The sequence below is a fragment of the Cupriavidus sp. MEYA8 genome (assembly GCF_059278825.1).
The window spans coordinates 3027359-3044960 of the sequence record NZ_CM181221.1 but is presented as its reverse complement, the minus strand read 5'-3'; the positions used below and the strand labels follow the sequence as shown (position 1 = coordinate 3044960).

At 66.9% G+C, this 17602-nt stretch carries 18 protein-coding genes; 12 read left to right on the top strand and 6 right to left on the bottom strand.

Annotation, left to right across the window (positions count from 1 at the left end):
* Positions 1-8: 8 nt before the first annotated feature.
* Positions 9-440: a ferric iron uptake transcriptional regulator gene (fur, locus tag AC5WJ1_RS14185; RefSeq protein ID WP_010813212.1), complete on the bottom strand. Its 432-nt coding sequence runs from the start codon at positions 438-440 to the stop codon at positions 9-11.
* Positions 441-683: 243 nt separating this feature from the next.
* On the opposite strand from fur, the gene AC5WJ1_RS14180 reads away from it, so the two are divergent.
* The 9 genes from AC5WJ1_RS14180 (at position 684) to AC5WJ1_RS14140 (ending at position 10584) form a co-directional block, all read left to right on the top strand.
* A complete protein-coding gene (locus tag AC5WJ1_RS14180; RefSeq protein WP_133092311.1) occupies positions 684-1334 on the top strand; it encodes an outer membrane protein assembly factor BamE in 651 nt (216 codons plus the stop codon).
* A 98-nt stretch (positions 1335-1432) separates the two neighbouring features.
* Positions 1433-2230 carry a 4-hydroxy-tetrahydrodipicolinate reductase gene (dapB, locus tag AC5WJ1_RS14175; RefSeq protein WP_135705912.1) on the top strand — a complete coding sequence of 266 codons (798 nt, stop codon included), beginning with the start codon at positions 1433-1435 and terminating at the stop codon, positions 2228-2230.
* 180 nt (positions 2231-2410) lie between these two features.
* The gene (gene leuS, locus AC5WJ1_RS14170) at positions 2411-5032 is read left to right on the top strand and encodes a leucine--tRNA ligase (protein ID WP_434033406.1); all 2622 of its coding nucleotides are present in this window, start codon (positions 2411-2413) and stop codon (positions 5030-5032) included.
* Between the two features lie 40 nt (positions 5033-5072).
* The gene (locus tag AC5WJ1_RS14165; RefSeq protein WP_116318117.1) at positions 5073-5588 is read left to right on the top strand and encodes an LPS-assembly lipoprotein LptE; all 516 of its coding nucleotides are present in this window, start codon (positions 5073-5075) and stop codon (positions 5586-5588) included.
* A gap of 18 nt (positions 5589-5606) precedes the next feature.
* Complete coding sequence (gene holA / locus AC5WJ1_RS14160) at positions 5607-6665, top strand: DNA polymerase III subunit delta (RefSeq protein ID WP_434033407.1); 1059 nt, start codon at positions 5607-5609, stop codon at positions 6663-6665.
* Positions 6666-6848: 183 nt separating this feature from the next.
* Positions 6849-8129: a glutamate-5-semialdehyde dehydrogenase gene (locus tag AC5WJ1_RS14155; protein ID WP_135705909.1), complete on the top strand. Its 1281-nt coding sequence runs from the start codon at positions 6849-6851 to the stop codon at positions 8127-8129.
* Positions 8130-8203: 74 nt separating this feature from the next.
* Entirely contained in the window at positions 8204-8626 is a 423-nt protein-coding gene (locus AC5WJ1_RS14150; protein WP_063241672.1) for a CopD family protein, read from the top strand.
* A 34-nt stretch (positions 8627-8660) separates the two neighbouring features.
* Positions 8661-9266 (top strand): 2-hydroxychromene-2-carboxylate isomerase, encoded by a 606-nt coding sequence (locus tag AC5WJ1_RS14145; protein WP_434033408.1) that lies wholly within the window; start codon positions 8661-8663, stop codon positions 9264-9266.
* Positions 9267-9330: 64 nt separating this feature from the next.
* Positions 9331-10584 (top strand): THUMP domain-containing class I SAM-dependent RNA methyltransferase, encoded by a 1254-nt coding sequence (locus AC5WJ1_RS14140; RefSeq protein ID WP_135705907.1) that lies wholly within the window; start codon positions 9331-9333, stop codon positions 10582-10584.
* Between the two features lie 33 nt (positions 10585-10617).
* Here AC5WJ1_RS14140 and AC5WJ1_RS14135 read toward each other — a convergent pair whose 3' ends face one another.
* The 4 genes from AC5WJ1_RS14135 to AC5WJ1_RS14120 form a co-directional block, all read right to left on the bottom strand.
* Positions 10618-11664 (bottom strand): response regulator, encoded by a 1047-nt coding sequence (locus AC5WJ1_RS14135; protein ID WP_135705906.1) that lies wholly within the window; start codon positions 11662-11664, stop codon positions 10618-10620.
* A gap of 154 nt (positions 11665-11818) precedes the next feature.
* Positions 11819-13297 carry an NAD(P)(+) transhydrogenase (Re/Si-specific) subunit beta gene (locus AC5WJ1_RS14130; RefSeq protein ID WP_133092302.1) on the bottom strand — a complete coding sequence of 493 codons (1479 nt, stop codon included), beginning with the start codon at positions 13295-13297 and terminating at the stop codon, positions 11819-11821.
* Positions 13297-13638, bottom strand: coding sequence for an NAD(P) transhydrogenase subunit alpha part 2 (locus tag AC5WJ1_RS14125; protein ID WP_133092301.1), 342 nt, complete (start codon positions 13636-13638; stop codon positions 13297-13299). Before AC5WJ1_RS14125 ends, AC5WJ1_RS14130 begins: the two co-directional genes overlap by 1 nt.
* A 188-nt stretch (positions 13639-13826) precedes the next feature.
* Complete coding sequence (locus AC5WJ1_RS14120) at positions 13827-14948, bottom strand: Re/Si-specific NAD(P)(+) transhydrogenase subunit alpha (RefSeq protein ID WP_494476173.1); 1122 nt, start codon at positions 14946-14948, stop codon at positions 13827-13829.
* Here AC5WJ1_RS14120 and AC5WJ1_RS14115 point away from each other — a divergent pair.
* From AC5WJ1_RS14115 to mnmA, 3 genes are read left to right on the top strand one after another with little or no spacing between them, the layout of a single operon-like run.
* Positions 14941-15240, top strand: coding sequence for a hypothetical protein (locus AC5WJ1_RS14115; protein WP_135705905.1), 300 nt, complete (start codon positions 14941-14943; stop codon positions 15238-15240). The genes AC5WJ1_RS14120 and AC5WJ1_RS14115 overlap by 8 nt on opposite strands.
* Positions 15230-15721, top strand: coding sequence for an NUDIX hydrolase (locus AC5WJ1_RS14110; RefSeq protein ID WP_133092298.1), 492 nt, complete (start codon positions 15230-15232; stop codon positions 15719-15721). Before AC5WJ1_RS14115 ends, AC5WJ1_RS14110 begins: the two co-directional genes overlap by 11 nt.
* 47 nt (positions 15722-15768) lie before the next feature.
* The gene (gene mnmA / locus AC5WJ1_RS14105; protein ID WP_135706307.1) at positions 15769-16821 is read left to right on the top strand and encodes a tRNA 2-thiouridine(34) synthase MnmA; all 1053 of its coding nucleotides are present in this window, start codon (positions 15769-15771) and stop codon (positions 16819-16821) included.
* Between the two features lie 67 nt (positions 16822-16888).
* On the opposite strand, the gene AC5WJ1_RS14100 is transcribed toward mnmA, so the two are convergent.
* The gene (locus AC5WJ1_RS14100) at positions 16889-17503 is read right to left on the bottom strand and encodes a glutathione S-transferase family protein (protein WP_133092297.1); all 615 of its coding nucleotides are present in this window, start codon (positions 17501-17503) and stop codon (positions 16889-16891) included.
* Between the last annotated feature and the right edge of the window lie 99 nt (positions 17504-17602).

The window sequence follows — 17602 nt, the reverse complement described above, 5'->3', positions numbered from 1 at the left end:
GCGCCGGCTTATCGTTTGGGTCTGTGGGGACAGTCGGTCTTCGTGCAGTTGCCGTACAGCGACAGTGCATGTTCCTGCAGGGTAAAGCCGCGCTCGCGCGCAATGCTTTGCTGGCGATGCTCGATCTCGGAGTCGAAGAACTCCTCGACGCGGCCGCAATCGAGGCAGACCAGGTGGTCGTGGTGCTTGCCTTCGTTGAGTTCGAAAATGGCCTTGCCGGATTCGAAGTTGTTGCGCGACAGCAGGCCTGCCTGTTCGAACTGGGTGAGCACGCGGTAGACGGTTGCGAGGCCGATATCCATATGCTCGTTCAGCAGGATACGGTAGACGTCTTCCGCGCTCAGGTGCCGCTGTTCGCTGGTCTGAAAAATTTCAAGAATCTTCAGCCTGGGCACGGTCGCCTTCAGGCCGATATTCTTGAGGTCCGCCGGACTCGGCATGGGCGTGACTCCCTAGAGTACAATGTCTGGATAGTTGAATCATAAGGGTTTTGACAGCAAAAGTCGCCCGCGGTGCCGCATGCCATGTGGGCAACGCGCCTCAGGCATTTGCCGTCGGTCCCATGTGGTTGCCGCGGCAGGCGCCCCGTGCGCATGTGGTGTAGCCGGCTCTTGCAGCGCTTGCTGCGCCGGTCTTCCGCGGTACTTTCCGTACTTTCCCTTTCCCTCCCGGAAGCGAGATACATGCGTTATATCCGTTCGTCCGCCATGCGCCCGACGCTGGTTGTCTCCCTGCTGGCCGCGGCTCTGCTGGCCGGCGCCTGCTCGGCCTACGATTCCACCTCGCGCAAGGTAGCCAACGCCATCACGCCGTACCGGATCAATATCGTGCAGGGCAACTTCGTGTCCCGCGAGGCCGCTTCGCAACTGCGCGAAGGCATGACGCGCGAGCAGGTCAAGTTCCTGCTCGGCACGCCGCTGCTGACCGATGTGTTCCACGCCAACCGCTGGGACTATGTGTTCTCGTTCCGCCGCGGCAATACCCCGGTGGTGCAGCAGCGCCGCTATACGGTCTTTTTCGATGGCGACCGCCTGGTCAAGTTTGGTGGCGACGAACTGCCGTCCGAATACGAGCTGATCGCCGAAATTGACGGCATGAAGAAGGCGCTGAAGGACCAGACCCCGGGCAAGGTGTCCACCAGCAGCACGGCCGCTGCCCAGGCTGAGCCGCAGACCACCGTGGAAAACTTCGTGCCGCGGCAGGCGGCCGAGCCGGCCGCCGCGCCGGCACAGGCGCCCGCTGCATCTGCCGCCCCCGCGGCTGAAGCGCCGCCGGCTGCGGCCCCCGCCCCCGCCCAGGCCACCGCGCCCGCCGAAGCGTCCAAGGCCAACTGAGCCGCCATCCGCGGCTTGCCATCTGTTCCCGGGCCGGTCAGCCATGACCGGCCCATTCACTTTTCGCGTATTGCGCACATTCCGCTGAGCCAGACACCATGAACATCGCCATCGCAGGCGCATCCGGCCGCATGGGCCGCATGCTGATCGAACAAGTGCTGAACACCGAGGGCGTGAAGCTGTCGGGCGCGCTCGACCTGCCGGGCTCGCCGGCACTGGGCCAGGACGCGGGCCTGTTCCTGGGCCGCAACACCGGCGTGGCGATCACGGCGGACCTGGAAGCCGGCCTGGCCGCTGCGGATTGCCTGATCGACTTCACCCGTCCGGAAGGCACGCTGGCGCACCTGGCCGTGGCGAAGAAGCTGGGCGTCAAGATGGTGGTCGGCACTACCGGCTTCGACGACGCCGGCAAGGCCGCGCTGGCCGAAGCCGCCAAGTCCATCGGCATCGTCTTTGCCGCCAACTTCAGCGTCGGCGTCAATGCCACCTTCAAGCTGCTGGAAGTGGCGGCCAAGCTGCTGTCGACCGGCTACGACATCGAAGTGATCGAGGCCCACCACCGCTTCAAGGTCGACGCCCCGTCGGGCACCGCGCTGAAGATGGGTGAAGTGATCGCCGATGCGCTCGGCCGCGACCTGAAGACCTGCGCCGTCTATGCCCGCGAGGGCCATACCGGCGAGCGAGATCCCAATTCGATCGGCTTTGCCACCATCCGCGGCGGCGACATCGTCGGCGACCACACCGTGATGTTTGCCGGCATCGGCGAGCGCATCGAGATCAGCCACAAGTCGTCCAGCCGCCAGTCCTATGCCGACGGTGCCGTGCGTTCGGCCCGTTTCCTGGCCGACAAGCCCAACGGCCTGTTCGACATGCAGGACGTGCTGGGCCTGAAGTAAGGCGCCCCCGGCGCGGCCAGCGCCGGCGCCACGGTTATAATCGATTGCTTTAGCATTGCTCGCCGGACGGGCGCCCCAGACGGGCGCCCGCCGCCCACATTCCAACGCTTCCCCGGCTGCCGGCAGGCCAGATGCCGCGCAGGCGCTGCCCTGATCGTTGCCCTGACTGCTGTCCCGACCATGCAAGACAAATACCTTCCTTCCGCCGTTGAACAAGCCGCCCAGCAGCACTGGCAAGCCATCGACGCCTACCGCGTGTCGGAGCATGCAGCGGGCCCCGACGGCAAGGAAAAGGCCAAGTTCTACGCCTGCTCGATGCTGCCATACCCGTCGGGCAAGCTGCACATGGGCCACGTGCGCAACTACACCATCAACGATGTGATGGCGCGCTACCTGCGCATGAACGGCAACAACGTGCTGATGCCGATGGGCTGGGACGCCTTCGGCATGCCGGCGGAAAACGCCGCGCTGAACAACGGCGTGGCGCCGGCCGCCTGGACCTACGACAACATCGCTTACATGAAGAAGCAGATGCAGTCGATGGGCCTGGCCATCGACTGGTCGCGCGAGGTCGCCACCTGCAGCCCGGACTACTACCGCTGGAATCAGTGGCTGTTCCTGAAGATGCTGGAAAAGGGCATCGCCTACCGCAAGACCGGAACCGTCAACTGGGACCCGGTCGACCAGACTGTGCTGGCCAACGAGCAGGTCATCGACGGCCGCGGCTGGCGCTCGGGCGCGGTGGTGGAAAAGCGCGAGATCCCGATGTACTACCTGCGCATCACCGAGTATGCGGAGGAGCTGCTGGGCGACCTCGACGGCCTGGGCTGGCCCGAGCGCGTTAAGGTAATGCAGCAGAACTGGATCGGCAAGAGCGTGGGCGTGCGCTTCGCCTTCACGCATGACATCCCGGGCGAGGACGGCAAGCCGATCAACGACGGCAAGCTCTACGTCTTCACCACGCGCGCCGACACCATCATGGGCGTGACCTTCTGCGCGGTCGCCGCCGAGCACCCGCTGGCCACGCACGCCGCGCTGAACAACCCCGAACTGGCTGCCTTCATCGACGAATGCAAGCACGGCTCGGTCATGGAAGCCGACATGGCGACCATGGAGAAGAAGGGCATGCCGACCGGCCTGCAGGTCACGCACCCGCTGACCGGGCACAAGGTCGATGTGTGGGTCGGCAACTACGTGCTGATGAGCTACGGCGACGGCGCCGTGATGGGCGTGCCCGCGCACGATGAGCGCGACTTCGCCTTTGCCAACAAGTACAGCCTGCCGATCAAGCAGGTGATCGACGTGAAGGGCCAGCCGTACTCGACCGAAGCCTGGCAGGAATGGTACGGCGACAAGGAAAACGGCACCTGCATCCATAGCGGCAAGTATGACGGCCTCGGCTACCAGGCCGCGGTGGAAGCCATCGCCGCCGACCTGGGCGCGATGGGCCTTGGCGAGAAGAAGACCACCTGGCGCCTGCGCGACTGGGGCATCTCGCGCCAGCGCTACTGGGGCACGCCGATCCCGCTGATCCACTGCGACAGCTGCGGCGTGGTGCCGGTGCCTGAACAGGACCTGCCGGTGGTGCTGCCCGAAGACCTGGTGCCGGACGGCACCGGCAACCCGCTGGCCAAGGACCCGCGCTTCCTGCAGTGCACCTGTCCGTCGTGCGGCAAGCCCGCGCGCCGCGAGACCGACACGATGGATACCTTCATCGATTCGTGCTGGTACTACATGCGCTATACCTGCCCGGACGCGGCCACCATGGTCGATGCCCGCAACGACTACTGGATGCCGATGGACCAGTACATCGGCGGCATCGAGCACGCGATCCTGCACCTGCTGTACGCGCGCTTCTGGACCAAGGTCATGCGCGACCTGGGCCTGGTCAAGTTCGACGAGCCGTTCACCAACCTGCTGACGCAGGGCATGGTGCTGAACGAGACCTTCTACCGCGAAGACGCCTCGGGCAAGAAGCACTGGTACAACCCGGCCGACGTCGACGTGCAGACCGACGAGCGCGGCCGCCCGGTTGGCGCCGCGCTGAAGGCCGACGGCCAGCCGGTGGTGATCGGCGGCATCGAGAAGATGTCGAAGTCCAAGAACAACGGCATCGACCCGCAGGCGCTGATCGACCAGTACGGCGCCGACACCGCGCGCCTGTTCGTGATGTTCGCCGCGCCGCCCGAGCAGCAGCTGGAGTGGAGCGGCTCGGGCGTGGAGGGCGCCTCGCGCTTCCTGCGCCGTGTGTGGAACTACGGCTACGCCAACGCCGCCGCGTTGCGCGATGGCGCCGGCAGTGCGATCACGGCCGATGACGCCGAGCTGCGCCGCGAGATCCACGGCGTGCTCAAGCAAGCCAACTACGACTACCAGCGCATCCAGTACAACACCGTGGTCTCGGCCACGATGAAGATGCTGAACGCGCTGGAAGACGCCAAGACCGCTTCGCCGGCCGCGCGCCGCGAGTGCTTCGGCATCCTGCTGCGCGTGCTGTACCCGGTGGTGCCGCACATCACCCACGGCCTCTGGGAACAGCTGGGCTTCGCCGCCGAAGCCGGCGACCTGCTCGACGCCCCGTGGCCGCAGGTCGACGAAGCCGCGCTGGTGCGCAGCGAGATCGAACTGGTGCTGCAGATCAACGGCAAGGTGCGCGGCAGCATTACCGTGCCGGCCAGCGCCGACCGCGCCGCGATCGAGGCGGCCGCCGCCGGCTGCGAGACCGTGGCCAAGTTTGCCGAAGGCAAGGCGCCGAAGAAGATCGTGGTGGTGCCGGGCCGGCTGGTGAACGTGGTGCTGTAACGGGTCAGCGGCCCGGAACCTGACTGAGGAATCGCCAAGAATGAAGCGACTGAACATGGGCCGCCGCAAGGCGCTCGCGGCGATGCTGGCGGTGCCGGCAACGGGCCTGCTGGCCGGCTGCGGCTTCCACATGCGCGGCAATTCGGACTTCGCGTTCAAGCGGCTCTATATCGGGATCCCGCCCAACTCGCTGATGGGCGCGGACCTGCGCCGCGCCATCCGCGGCGGCTCCGACACCCAGGTGGTGGCCGACCAGAAAGAGGCCGACGCGCTGCTGGACGTGCTACAGGACACCCGCACCAAGTCCATCCTGTCGATCACGACCGAGGGCGTGGTGCGCGAATACCGCCTGACGCAGCGCTTCACCTTCCGCCTGCGCGATGCCGCCGGCAAGGAACTGATCGCGCCGTCGCAGCTGGTGCTGACGCGCGACCTGACCTACAACGAAGCCAACACGCTGGCCAAGGACTACGAAGAGCAGCAGCTGTACCGCGACATGCAGCGCGACATCGTGCAGCAGCTGATGCGCCGGCTGGCCGCGGTCAAGGCCATCTGAGCAAGGCAGAGTGACGGCATGCAACTCAAGCTCGACGGGCTCGACGCGCACCTGAAGCAGGCCAGGGCCCGCGGCCTGGCGCCGCTGTATGTGGTGCACGGTGACGAGCACCTGCTGGTGCTGGAGGCCGTGGATCGCCTGCGCGCCACGGCGCGCGAAGCGGGGTTTTCCGAGCGCGAGGTGCTGGTGGCCGAGCGCGGCTTCCACTGGGGCCAGCTGGTCGAGGCGCAGCAGTCGATGTCGCTGTTCGGCGACCGCAAGATCGTCGAGCTGCGCATCCCTTCGGGCAAGCCCGGCAAGGACGGCGGCGAGGCGCTGCGCGCGGTGGCGGCGCAGCCGTCGCCGGACGTGGTGATGCTGGTGACGCTGCCGCGGCTGGATTTCGCCACTTCCAAGTCGGCGTGGTTCCAGGCGCTGGAAGGCGCCGGCGTGTCGATCAAGGTCGACACGGTGGACCGCACCCGGCTGCCGGCCTGGGTGGGCGAACGGCTGGCACTGCAGCAGCAGCGCGTCGAGGGCGGCGAGTCTGGGCGGCGCGCGCTGCAGTTTGTCGCCGACAAGGTCGAGGGCAACCTGCTGGCGGCGCACCAGGAAATCCAGAAGCTGGGCCTGCTGTACCCGCCGGGGGAACTGAGCTTCGACCAGGTCCACGACGCGGTGCTGAACGTGGCCCGCTACGACGTTTTCAAGCTGTCCGAGGCGATGCTGTCGGGCGACGTGCCGCGCCTGGTGCGCATGCTCGAAGGGCTGCGCGGCGAGGGCGAGGCGACGGTGCTGGTGCTGTGGGCGCTGACTGAGGAAATTCGCGTATTATCCAAGGTCCGGCAAGGCCTTGCGGCCGGCAAGCCGGCGGGCGTGCTGATGCGCGAACTGCGCGTCTGGGGACCGCGCGAGCGGCTGGTGCCACAGGCCGCGCAGCGGCTCCAGCTGCCCCGGCTGGAAGCGGCGCTGGCACTGGCGGCGCGGCTGGACCGGCAGGTCAAGGGCCTGTACGACCTGCCGCCACCGGGCGGCGCGCCGCTGCCGGCCGAGCCATGGGACGGTTTGCAGCAGCTGGCGCTGATGATTGCGCGCTAGGGTTTGCTTCCCTGAGGGTTTGCTCCCCTCTCCCGCTTGCGGGAGAGGGGCCGGGGGAGAGGGCAGGCAGGCGGGAAATCTTGCGATATCGCCCGTTGATGCACCGGCCCGCTCCCCCAACCCCTCTCCCGCGCGCGGGAGAGGGGAGGAACACACACTGACGGCCTTCCCCCGGCCACTGACATGAACGAGCTCGACCTCAACCAATACATGGACCGCGTCGGCCGCCAGGCCCGCGCGGCGTCGCGCGCGATGGCGCGTGCCTCCACGGCGGACAAGAACCAGGCGCTGCTGACCATTGCCGCCGCCATCCGCCGCGATGCCGACAAGCTCAAGGCCGTCAATGCGCGCGATGTGGAACGTGCCCGCGCCAACGGCCAGGATGCCGCCTTCGTCGACCGCCTGACGCTGTCGGACAAGGCCATTGCCACCATGGCCGCCGGCCTGGAGCAGATCGCCGCGCTGGCCGACCCGATCGGCGAGATCTCAAACATGAAGTTCCGCCCGACCGGCATCCAGGTCGGCCAGATGCGCGTGCCGCTGGGCGTGATCGGCATCATCTACGAGTCGCGCCCCAACGTGACCATCGATGCCGCGGCGCTGTGCCTGAAGTCGGGCAACGCCACCATCCTGCGAGGCGGATCCGAAGCGATTGAATCCAACACCGCGCTGGCCGCGCTGGTGGCAGAGGGCCTGGCCGCCGCCGGCCTGCCGCCGGAAGCCGTGCAGGTGATCGAGACCACCGACCGCGCCGCGGTCGGCCGCCTGATCACCATGACCGAATTCGTCGACGTGATCGTGCCGCGCGGCGGCAAGAGCCTGATCGCGCGCCTGATGGAAGAAGCGCGCGTGCCGATGATCAAGCACCTGGACGGTATCTGCCACGTCTACATCGACGCCGCCGCCGACCTGGACAAGGCCGTGCGCGTCTGCGACAACGCCAAGACCCAGCGCTACGCGCCATGCAACACCATGGAAACGCTGCTGGTGTCGCGGGACATTGCCGCCACCGCGTTGCCGCCGCTGTGCCGCATCTACCAGGAGAAGGGCGTCGAACTGCGCGTCTGCCCGGCCACCCGCGCCACGCTGGAAGCCGCCGGCTTCAGCGGCCTGGTCGATGCCGCCGAGGAAGACTGGCGCCTGGAATACCTGGCCCCGATCCTCGCCATCAAGACCGTCGCCGGCCTGGATGACGCCGTCGCGCATATCAACGAATACGGATCGCACCACACCGATTCGATCATCACCGAGGACTACTCGGCGGGCATGCGTTTTATCCGCGAGGTCGATTCGGCCAGCGTCATGATCAACGCCTCGACCCGCTTCGCCGACGGTTTCGAATACGGCCTGGGCGCGGAGATCGGCATCTCCAACGACAAGCTGCACGCACGCGGCCCGGTCGGGCTGGAAGGGCTGACCTCGCTCAAGTACGTGGTCTTCGGGCACGGCGAGATCCGGACCTGAAGCTGGACCTGAGGCCGGACCTCAAGCCGGCCCGCCAACAACAATAACAACCGCAAGCCAACGTCTGTCCGCCGATGCTCTGGGTCAAAGCGCTGCATATCGTCTTCGTCGTTTCGTGGTTCGCCGGCCTGTTCTACCTGCCGCGCATCTTCGTCAACCTGGCGATGGAGACCGACGCCGCCAGCACCCAGCGCCTGCTGCTGATGGCGCGCAAGCTGTTCCGCTTCATGACCATGCTGGCGGTGCCGGCGGTGGTGTTCGGGCTGTGGCTGTACCTGGGCTACGGCATCGGCCGCGGCACCGGGCAGGGCTGGATGCATGCCAAGCTGGCGCTGGTGCTGGTGCTGATCGGCTACCACCACGGCTGCGGCGTACTGCTGCGCAAGTTCGAAGGCGGGCGCAATACGCGCTCGCACAAGTTTTATCGCTGGTTCAACGAGCTGCCGGTGCTGGTGCTGCTGGCTGTGGTGATCCTGGTGGTCGTCAAGCCGTTCTGAGCAGGGCGACCGCTCCACAAATTGCGAGATCGAGATGAGCAAGCTGGTTGACTACTACCTGACGCCGCAATCGCCGTTCGTCTACATGGGCCATGCGCGCTTTGCTGCCATGGCCGAACGCCACGGCGTGCAGGTGAACCTGAAGCCCTGCGACATGGGCAAGGTATTCTCCGTCTCCGGCGGACTGCCGCTGGCGCAGCGCCCGCCGCAGCGCCAGGCTTACCGGCTGGTCGAGCTCAAGCGCTGGAGCGCATTCCTGGACCTGCCGCTGAACCTGGAGCCAACCTTCTTCCCGGTCTCCGGCGACGCGGCCAGCAAGCTGATCATCGCGGCGCAACTGGCGCACGGCACCGCGCGCGCGCTGCAGCTGACCGGCGCGATCGGCGCAGCGGTGTGGGCGCAGCAGCGCAATATCGCCGATGCCGCCACGCTGGCGCAGATCGCCGACGAGGCCGGCCTGGATGGCGCTGGCCTGCTCAAGGCCAGCGAGGCCCAGTCGGTCCAGGCGGCCTACGCGCAGAACACGCAGGATGCGATCTCGGCCGGCGTGTTCGGTGCGCCGTGGTATGTGTTCGACGGCCAGCCGTTCTGGGGCCAGGACCGGCTCGACTTCCTCGAGCGCGCGCTCGCCGCCGCTTGAACTAAGCTATCGGATATCTCCCGTCCGCTACGGCGGACGTTTTTGTTTGCAGGAAACCTGACCCATGACCCAAGCCTTTTTTGCCCCTTGCCCGCGCGGCCTGGAGGGCGCCCTCGCCGAAGAACTGCGCGAGATCGCCGCCCGGCCGGGCATGGCCGCGCTGGCGCCGTTCACGGTGCACCAGGAGGTGCCGGGCGGGGTCAATTTCTCCGGCGAGATGGCCGCAGCCTATGCGGTCAACCTGCATTCGCGCATTGCCAGCCGCGTGCTGCTGCGCGTGGCCGCGCGCGGCTACCGGCACGAGGACGACATCTACAACCTGGCGCGCGGCGTGCGCTGGGAGCAGTGGTTCTCGCCGGACGAATCGCTGCGCGTCGATATCACCGCGCACAAGTCGCCGCTGCGCAGCCTGAATTTCATCGCGCTGCGGGTCAAGGACGGCGTCTGCGACGCCATGCGCGAACGCCTCGGCGCGCGCCCGAGTGTCGATACCGTCAGCCCGGATGTGCGCGTCTATGCCCACCTGACCGAGCGCGACTGCACGCTGTACCTGGACACCACCGGCGAGCCCCTGTTCAAGCGCGGCTGGCGCACCGAGAAGGGCGAGGCGCCGCTGAAGGAAAACCTGGCCGCCGGCATCCTGCGCCTGGCGGGCTGGGTCCCTGGGCAGACCTTCCGGCCGTTCTACGACCCGATGTGCGGCAGCGGCACGTTCCTGATCGAAGCCGCCCAGGTGGCGCTGGGCATTGCCCCGGGCGGCAGCCGCAGCTTTGCCTTCGAATGGCTCAAGGGCGTCGACCGCAAGGCGTGGCAGAAGCTCAAGGACGACGCCCAGCGCGCGCGCATGCTGGCCTCGGCGGATGAGCTGCAGGTGGTGGGATCGGACATCTCAACCGACATGCTGGCCATCACGCAGGCCAACTGGCAGCGCGCCGGCCTGCCGGGCGAGGCGCGCACCAAGCAGGTCGATGCGCGCTTCGTGCAGCCGCCCTACGACGAGCCGGGCCTGCTGCTGATGAACCCGCCATACGGCGAGCGCATCGCGGTCCGCGGGCAGCGCCGCATGGCGGAGGAGGAGATGCCGCGCGACGAGGTGGAGGAGGCGGCCGCCAACCAGTTCGCCAACGCCTTTGCCACGACGCTCAAGCAGAACTTCGCGGGCTGGCAGGCGTGGGTCTTTACCGGCGACCTGGGCTTTCCGCGCCGGCTGCGGCTTAAAGAATCGCGCCGCACGCCGCTCTACAACGGCAATATCGAATGCCGGCTGTTCCGCTTTGACATGGTGCGCGGCACCAACCGGGTGCCGCAGGCGGACTGAGCGCCTCTCTGTCCTGGCAGTGCCCGGCCGGTGTCAGAGGCGCTTGCGCCCCGTCAAGGCCTCGGAATGGCGCGAAAAATCGGCCAGGAAGCCCTGCAGGCTGACCACCGGCTCCTGCAGCAGGTGGCGCGGCAGGTCGAACAGGGCGTAGAAGAACTCTTCGTTGCCCTCGCAGCGCTCGGCCGGCAGGCAGTATTGCTCCCAGTCGATGCAGGCGGGCGTGTACATGCCGTTGCCCGGCCAGAAAAACGGTATCAGGCGGCCCTCGCGCAGGCCTTCGATCAGCGCGGCGGGCGCATCGTAGGCTTCGGCCGATTCCACCTGGCTCATCAGGCCGGCGCGGGTCTCGATCACCATCAGCGTGGCGTGGCCTTGCGCAGTCAACAGCAGGATGCCGGCCGGGTTGGGGTACAGGTAGTACTCGACAAAGCCGTAGCGCGCCGTGAGCTGGCGCACCCGCTCGGTCATGGCCGGGTCGGACAGGAACGAGAACGAATGCCGCGTCAGCAGCTCGCGCAGCGTGCGCGACAGCGTGGCGAAGTATGCCTGCTGCATGGCCTCGATTTCCTGGTCCAGCCGCTCCACCATATTGCTGTCGTGCTTCTTGACGTAGCGGTCGATCAGCCCGTGGTTGAAGCCCTGCACGGCGATGCTTTCGTCAGCCGTGCCGGTCAGCAGGATGGTCTTGCACGGCAGGTCCTGCAGCGCCTGGCAGAACTCCAGTCCGTCCATTTGCGGCATCGAGTAGTCCACCACGATCACGCCCGGCTGCAGGAAGCGGTTGACATCGTGGATTTGGCGGTAAATCCGGTCGATGTCGAGCTGGACGGTGCGGCGCTCGGTCAGGAAGGTCAGGTCGTCATGCGTGACCCGCACCGGCAGGAAGCCGGGGAAGCGGGTGGCATAGGCCTCGCGGATCCATTGCAGTGCTTCACGCGGATCGGTAAAGGTGATGACCGCGCGCGAGGCATCCATCTGGAAGGCCAGGCTGTCGATGAACGATTTGCTGTCGTCGACCAGGACGGTCAGGACCGGGTGATGGAAGACCGACAGGTTCCGGTCATGCGGGTTGAAGGTCATGATGCGTTGGCGTCGGGGCCGGCGGGCAGGGGTTCGGCGCATTCGGCAAGCCGGCGTGCGCATTCGCAGGCCAGTATAGCGCGCCGTGGCTGCCTTGCAAGGCACGGCGCCGCAGGCGGCCGGGACGGCCCGGCCGCCTGCGGGCACGGCGGTCTTAGTCGACCGCCTTGAACATGTCCTCGACCACCTTCTTGGCGTCGCCGAACACCATCATGGTCTTGTCCATGTAGAACAGCTCGTTGTCCAGGCCGGCGTAGCCGGCCGCCATCGAGCGCTTGTTGACGATGATGGTCTTGGCCTTGTACGCCTCCAGGATCGGCATGCCGGCGATCGGCGACTTGGGATCGGTCTTGGCCGCCGGGTTGACCACGTCGTTGGCGCCCAGCACCAGCACCACGTCGGCCTGGCCGAACTCGCTGTTGATGTCTTCCATCTCGAAGACCTGGTCGTACGGCACCTCGGCCTCGGCCAGCAGCACGTTCATGTGGCCGGGCATGCGGCCCGCCACCGGGTGGATCGCGTACTTCACGGTCACGCCCTTTTCGGCCAGCTTTTCGGTCAGTTCCTTCAGCGCGTGCTGCGCGCGCGCCACCGCCAGGCCATAGCCGGGGACGATGATCACGGTCTCGGCGTTGCCCATCAGGAAGGCGGCATCGTCGGCCGAGCCGGACTTCACGTTGCGCTGCGCCTGCGCGCCGGCGGACGCGCCAGCCGACGCATCGCCGCCGAAGCCGCCCAGGATCACGTTGAAGAACGAGCGGTTCATCGCGCGGCACATGATGTACGAGAGGATGGCACCGCTTGAGCCCACCAGCGAGCCGGCGATGATCAGCATCGGGTTGTTCAGCGAGAAGCCGATGCCCGCCGCCGCCCAGCCCGAGTACGAGTTCAACATCGACACCACCACCGGCATGTCGGCGCCGCCGATCGGGATGATGATCAGCACGCCCAGCACGAACGCGATCGCCAGCATGATCAGGAACGGCAGCCAGTCCTGCGACATGAAGAAGATCACGCCGAAGCCGACCATCGCCACCGCCAGCAGCAGGTTCAGCCAGTGCTGGCCGGCGAACACCACCGGCGCGCCCTGGAACAGGCGGAACTTGTAGCGCCCGGCCAGCTTGCCGAAGGCGATCACCGAACCGGAGAAGGTGATGGCGCCGACGAAGCAGCCGATGAAGAGCTCGATGCGGTTGCCCAGCGGGATCAGGTGCGAGCCTGCCGGCGTGATGCCAAACGCGGCCGGCTCGGCCACCGCGGCCACCGCGATGAACACCGCCGCGAGACCGATCAGCGAGTGCATCGCCGCGACCAGCTCGGGCATCTTGGTCATCTGCACCTTGCGCGCCACGTAGGCGCCGATGCCGCCGCCGACCACCAGCGCGCCGAAGATCAGCGCCAGGCCGGAGCCCACCGACGACTGCGCCGTGCCGGCCGCCAGGAACTCATTCTTGAGCTTGATGATCAGGACCAGCGTGGTGACCACCGCGATCGCCATGCCGATCATGCCGAAGGCATTGCCCTTGCGCGCCGAGGCCGGGTGCGACAGCCCCTTGAGCGCCTGGATAAAGCAGACCGAGGCCACCAGGTAGAGCAGGGTGACGAGGTTCATGCTGACGAGGCCGGCTGCCATTACGCGCCCTCCCTGGCCAGTGCCTGCTTGGGTTCGGCCGCCTTGGCCTTCGGCTCCTTCTTCTTGAACATTTCCAGCATGCGCTGGGTGACCAGGAAGCCGCCGAACACGTTGACCGCGGCCAGTGCCACCGCCAGCGTGCCCATGATGCGGCCCGTGGCGCCTTCGGTCAGGCCCGCGGCGAGCATCGCGCCGACGATGATGATGGCCGAGATTGCGTTGGTTACCGCCATCAGCGGCGTATGCAGGGCTGGCGTGACCGTCCAGACCACGTGGTAGCCCACGTAGATTGCCAGCACGAAGATGATCAGGTTGATCACCGTGTGGTTCACCATCTCCATCGACTTCTCCTCCTTTGCTTTGAAACCGGGATGCTGCGTGTCGCTATGTTGTTCTTTGCAGTATTACGGTCAGGGCACGTCAAGGGCCAGTGGCTCTGGAAGACCGTTGCGTGCCCCCTCTCCCGCTTGCGGGAGAGGGGCGCAGACTCAAACCTTCTTGATTTCCTCGCGCGCGGCGCCCGCGGGCATTACGCAGCCTCGCGCACGACCTGGCCGTCCCGGCACATCAGGCAGGCGGCGACGATGTCGTCTTCGAGGTTGAGCGTGAACTGGCCATCCTTGTCGACGACAAGCTTGAGGAAATCCAGCACGTTGCGCGCATAGAGCGCCGAGGCGTCGGCCGCCACCATGCTGGCCAGGTTGGTATGGCCGATGAGGGTGACGCCATGGCGCTCGACCACTTCGTCGGCCACCGTCAGCGGGCAGTTGCCGCCCTGCGCGGCGGCCAGGTCGACCACCACCGAGCCCGGCTTCATCTGCTGCACGGTCGCTTCCTGCAGCAGCACCGGCGCCTTGCGGCCCGGGATCAGCGCGGTGGTGATGACGATGTCGGCCTGGATCGCGCGCTGGTGCACCAGCTCGGCCTGGCGCTTCATCCAGTCCGGCGGCATCGGCCGCGCATAGCCGCCCACGCCCTGCGCGATCTCGCGCTCTTCGTCGGTCAGGAACGGCACGTCGAGGAACTTGCCGCCGAGCGATTCGATCTGCTCCTTGACCGCGGGGCGCACGTCGGACGCTTCGATCACCGCGCCCAGGCGCTTGGCGGTGGCAATCGCCTGCAGGCCGGCGACGCCGGCGCCCAGGATCAGCACGCGTGCGGCCTTGACGGTGCCGGCGGCGGTCATCAGCATCGGCATGAAGCGCTGGTAATGGTGCGCGGCCACCAGCACGGCCTTGTAGCCGGCGATGTTGGCCTGCGACGACAGCACGTCCATGCTCTGCGCGCGCGTGGTGCGCGGCGCGGCCTCGAGTGCGAACGCGATCACGTTGGCTGCCGCCATGCGCGCGTTGTTCTCGGCATCGAAGGGATTGAGCATGCCCACCAGTACGGCCCCCGGCTTTATCTGTGCCAGTTCCGCGTCGTCGGGCGCGCGCACCTTGAGCACCAGCTGTGCCCCCAGCGCTTCGGCAGCGGTGCCGATGGTGGCACCGGCCGCTTCATACGCGCCGTCGGGCTGGCTGGCGCGAACGCCGGCGCCGGCCTGCACGACCACCTTGTGGCCCTGGGCGACGTATTTCTTGACCGTCTCGGGGGTGGCGGCGACGCGAGTTTCGCCTGCCCGCGTCTCCTGCGGGATGCCGATGTACATCGTCGATTTCTCCTTTAGCTGGCGTCGTAATCTGGTTGGTCGGACCGACGTCTGGCCCGTTGCTCGCCGTGCCGGTTTGGCCGCAGCGCACAATTTTTTCGCAGCTTACAGCAATCTGACGCGCTATGGTGTGACCGCGCGGTCGGTTATTGCTGCACTGCGGTGCCGGATTTCCGGACAGTTCCGAACAGTTACGCAGCGCTGGGCGGCCGGCAAGCCCATGGCGCTGCACGATGGCCCGGCAACCGGTAGAATGCGAGATTGCCTAAAAATTGAGCATCATGCCACGTGATTGGAATGCCAGCGTGACCGTTGCCGCCGTGATCGAGCGTGGCGGACGTTTCCTGCTGGTCGAAGAGGAAACTGCGGACGGGCTGCGCCTGAACCAGCCGGCCGGCCACCTGGATCCGGGCGAGAGCCTGATCCGCGCCGTCATCCGCGAAACCCTGGAAGAAACCGCGCACACCTTCGAGCCGCGCGCGTTGCTCGGCTGCTACATGGGCCGCTCGCTGTCGTCGCGCACCGGTACGGATGTCACATACGTGCGCTTTGCCTTTACCGGCGACCTGGGCTCGCTCGACGCCGGCCGACAGCTCGACACCGGTATCGTCCGCACCGTGTGGATGAGCGCCGACGAGATCCGCGCCTGCCCGGAACGCCACCGCTCGCCGCTGGTGATGGCCTGCATCGACGACTACCTGGCCGGCAAGCGCTTCGCGCTGGACGCGCTGTACACGCACCCTTCGGCGTTGTCCATGGGAGCACAGCTGTGAGCGCGAACGGCAACGGAAGCGCGAACGGGAAGCGCGTGGTCGTGGGCATGTCGGGCGGGGTCGATTCGTCAGTGACCGCGTGGCTGCTCAAGCAGCAGGGCTACGAGGTCATCGGCCTGTTCATGAAGAACTGGGAAGACGATGACGACAGCGAGTACTGCTCCACGCGCCAGGACTGGCTGGACGTGGTGTCGGTGGCCGACCTGATCGGCGTCGACGTCGAGGCGGTCAACTTTGCCGCCGAGTACAAGGACCGCGTCTTTGCCGATTTCCTGCGCGAGTACTCGGCCGGCCGCACGCCCAACCCCGATGTGCTGTGCAATGCCGAGATCAAGTTCAAGGCCTTCCTCGACCATGCGATGACGCTCGGCGCCGAGACCATCGCCACCGGCCACTACGCGCGCGTGCGCCAGAACGCGGCAGGGCGCTTCGAGCTGCTCAAGGCACTCGACCACACCAAGGACCAGAGCTATTTCCTGCACCGGCTGAACCAGGCGCAGCTGTCGCGCACGCTGTTCCCGCTGGGCGAGATCCCCAAGACCCGCGTGCGCGAGATCGCCGCCGAGATCGGCCTGCCGAACGCGAAAAAGAAGGACTCGACGGGCATCTGCTTTATCGGCGAGCGGCCGTTCCGCGATTTCCTGAACCGCTACCTGCCGACCAAACCGGGCCCGATGAAGACGCCCGAGGGCAAGGTCGTGGGCGAGCATATCGGGCTGGCGTTCTATACGCTGGGCCAGCGCAAGGGCATTGGCCTGGGCGGCAGCCGCGACGGCAACGGCGATGCCTGGTACGTGGCACGCAAGGATATGGCGAATAACACGCTGTACGTGGTGCAGGGCCACGACCACCCGTGGCTGCTGACGCCGGTGCTGACCGCGTCGGACTTGTCGTGGGTGGCGGGCGAGGCACCGGCGGCGGGCGCGGCGATGGCGGCCAAGACCCGCTATCGCCAGAGCGATGCCGCCTGCACCGTGCAGGCGGCGGACGGCGACACGCTGCAGCTGGGGTTTGCCGAGGCGCAATGGGCCGTCACGCCGGGGCAGTCGGCGGTGCTGTATGACGGCGAGGTGTGCCTGGGCGGCGGCATCATCCAGTAGGCGCTGCCGTCGGCCGAATAAAAAACACCCACTGCGTGCGGGTGTTTTTTATTGAGGCAGGCGGGTTTCAGCCGCGCGGCGGCGCGGTATCGATGAACGACTGCCGCTTCGACAGCTTTTCTTCCAGCGCCGCCAGATTGGGATGGCGCTCGCGCCAGGCGATGTCGGGGAAGCGGAAATCCAGGTAGGACAGCGCGCAGCCTACCGCGACGTCGGCCAGCGAATAGTGCGTGCCGGTGCAGAACGGGCGGTCGGCCAGGCCCTGGGCCATGGCGGCCAGCGCCGTGTCGATCTTGCCGAGCTGGCGCTTGACCCAGCGCTCGCTGCGCTCGTGCGGCTCGCGCTGCGTCACTTCCAGGCGAGCCAGCAGGGCCGCGTCGAGCAGGCCGTCGGCCAGCGCTTCCCAGCAGCGCACTTCCAGCCGCTCGCGCCCGCCCTGCGGGATCATCCGGCTGACCGGCGTCAGCGTGTCGACATACTCGACGATCACGCGCGAATCGTAGATGGCACTGCCGTCTTCCATCACCAGGCAAGGCACCTTACCCAGCGGGTTGTACTGGACGATCTTCGATTCCGGCGACCAGACGTCCTCTTCAACCAGCTGGTAGTCGATCTTCTTTTCCGCCATCACCACGCGTACCTTGCGCGCGTAGGGACTGGTATGGGACGCATACAGCTTCATGTTCTCCCCTTGAGCTTGTTATGAAGTGCATCGCCTGCCGCGTGGCAACGGCGCCGGGGTGCGCTGCTGCCCGATGCACTTCATAACAGGCTACTGGAA

Bases quoted from the DNA above. Each gene is read 5' to 3' on its own strand.
- AC5WJ1_RS14145 (WP_434033408.1), top strand. From the start codon at position 8,661: ATGAGCAAGCTGGTTGACTACTACCTGACGCCGCAATCGCCGTTCGTC.
- AC5WJ1_RS14100 (WP_133092297.1), bottom strand. From the start codon at position 17,503: ATGAAGCTGTATGCGTCCCATACCAGTCCCTACGCGCGCAAGGTACGC.
- AC5WJ1_RS14130 (WP_133092302.1), bottom strand. From the start codon at position 13,297: ATGGCAGCCGGCCTCGTCAGCATGAACCTCGTCACCCTGCTCTACCTG.
- AC5WJ1_RS14140 (WP_135705907.1), top strand. From the start codon at position 9,331: ATGACCCAAGCCTTTTTTGCCCCTTGCCCGCGCGGCCTGGAGGGCGCC.
- AC5WJ1_RS14120 (WP_494476173.1), bottom strand. From the start codon at position 14,948: ATGTACATCGGCATCCCGCAGGAGACGCGGGCAGGCGAAACTCGCGTC.
- AC5WJ1_RS14150 (WP_063241672.1), top strand. From the start codon at position 8,204: ATGCTCTGGGTCAAAGCGCTGCATATCGTCTTCGTCGTTTCGTGGTTC.
- leuS (WP_434033406.1), top strand. From the start codon at position 2,411: ATGCAAGACAAATACCTTCCTTCCGCCGTTGAACAAGCCGCCCAGCAG.
- fur (WP_010813212.1), bottom strand. From the start codon at position 440: ATGCCGAGTCCGGCGGACCTCAAGAATATCGGCCTGAAGGCGACCGTG.
- mnmA (WP_135706307.1), top strand. From the start codon at position 15,769: ATGTCGGGCGGGGTCGATTCGTCAGTGACCGCGTGGCTGCTCAAGCAG.
- holA (WP_434033407.1), top strand. From the start codon at position 5,607: ATGCAACTCAAGCTCGACGGGCTCGACGCGCACCTGAAGCAGGCCAGG.
- AC5WJ1_RS14180 (WP_133092311.1), top strand. From the start codon at position 684: ATGCGTTATATCCGTTCGTCCGCCATGCGCCCGACGCTGGTTGTCTCC.
- AC5WJ1_RS14110 (WP_133092298.1), top strand. From the start codon at position 15,230: ATGCCACGTGATTGGAATGCCAGCGTGACCGTTGCCGCCGTGATCGAG.
- AC5WJ1_RS14135 (WP_135705906.1), bottom strand. From the start codon at position 11,664: ATGACCTTCAACCCGCATGACCGGAACCTGTCGGTCTTCCATCACCCG.
- dapB (WP_135705912.1), top strand. From the start codon at position 1,433: ATGAACATCGCCATCGCAGGCGCATCCGGCCGCATGGGCCGCATGCTG.
- AC5WJ1_RS14155 (WP_135705909.1), top strand. From the start codon at position 6,849: ATGAACGAGCTCGACCTCAACCAATACATGGACCGCGTCGGCCGCCAG.
- AC5WJ1_RS14165 (WP_116318117.1), top strand. From the start codon at position 5,073: ATGAAGCGACTGAACATGGGCCGCCGCAAGGCGCTCGCGGCGATGCTG.
- AC5WJ1_RS14115 (WP_135705905.1), top strand. From the start codon at position 14,941: ATGTACATCGTCGATTTCTCCTTTAGCTGGCGTCGTAATCTGGTTGGT.
- AC5WJ1_RS14125 (WP_133092301.1), bottom strand. From the start codon at position 13,638: ATGGAGATGGTGAACCACACGGTGATCAACCTGATCATCTTCGTGCTG.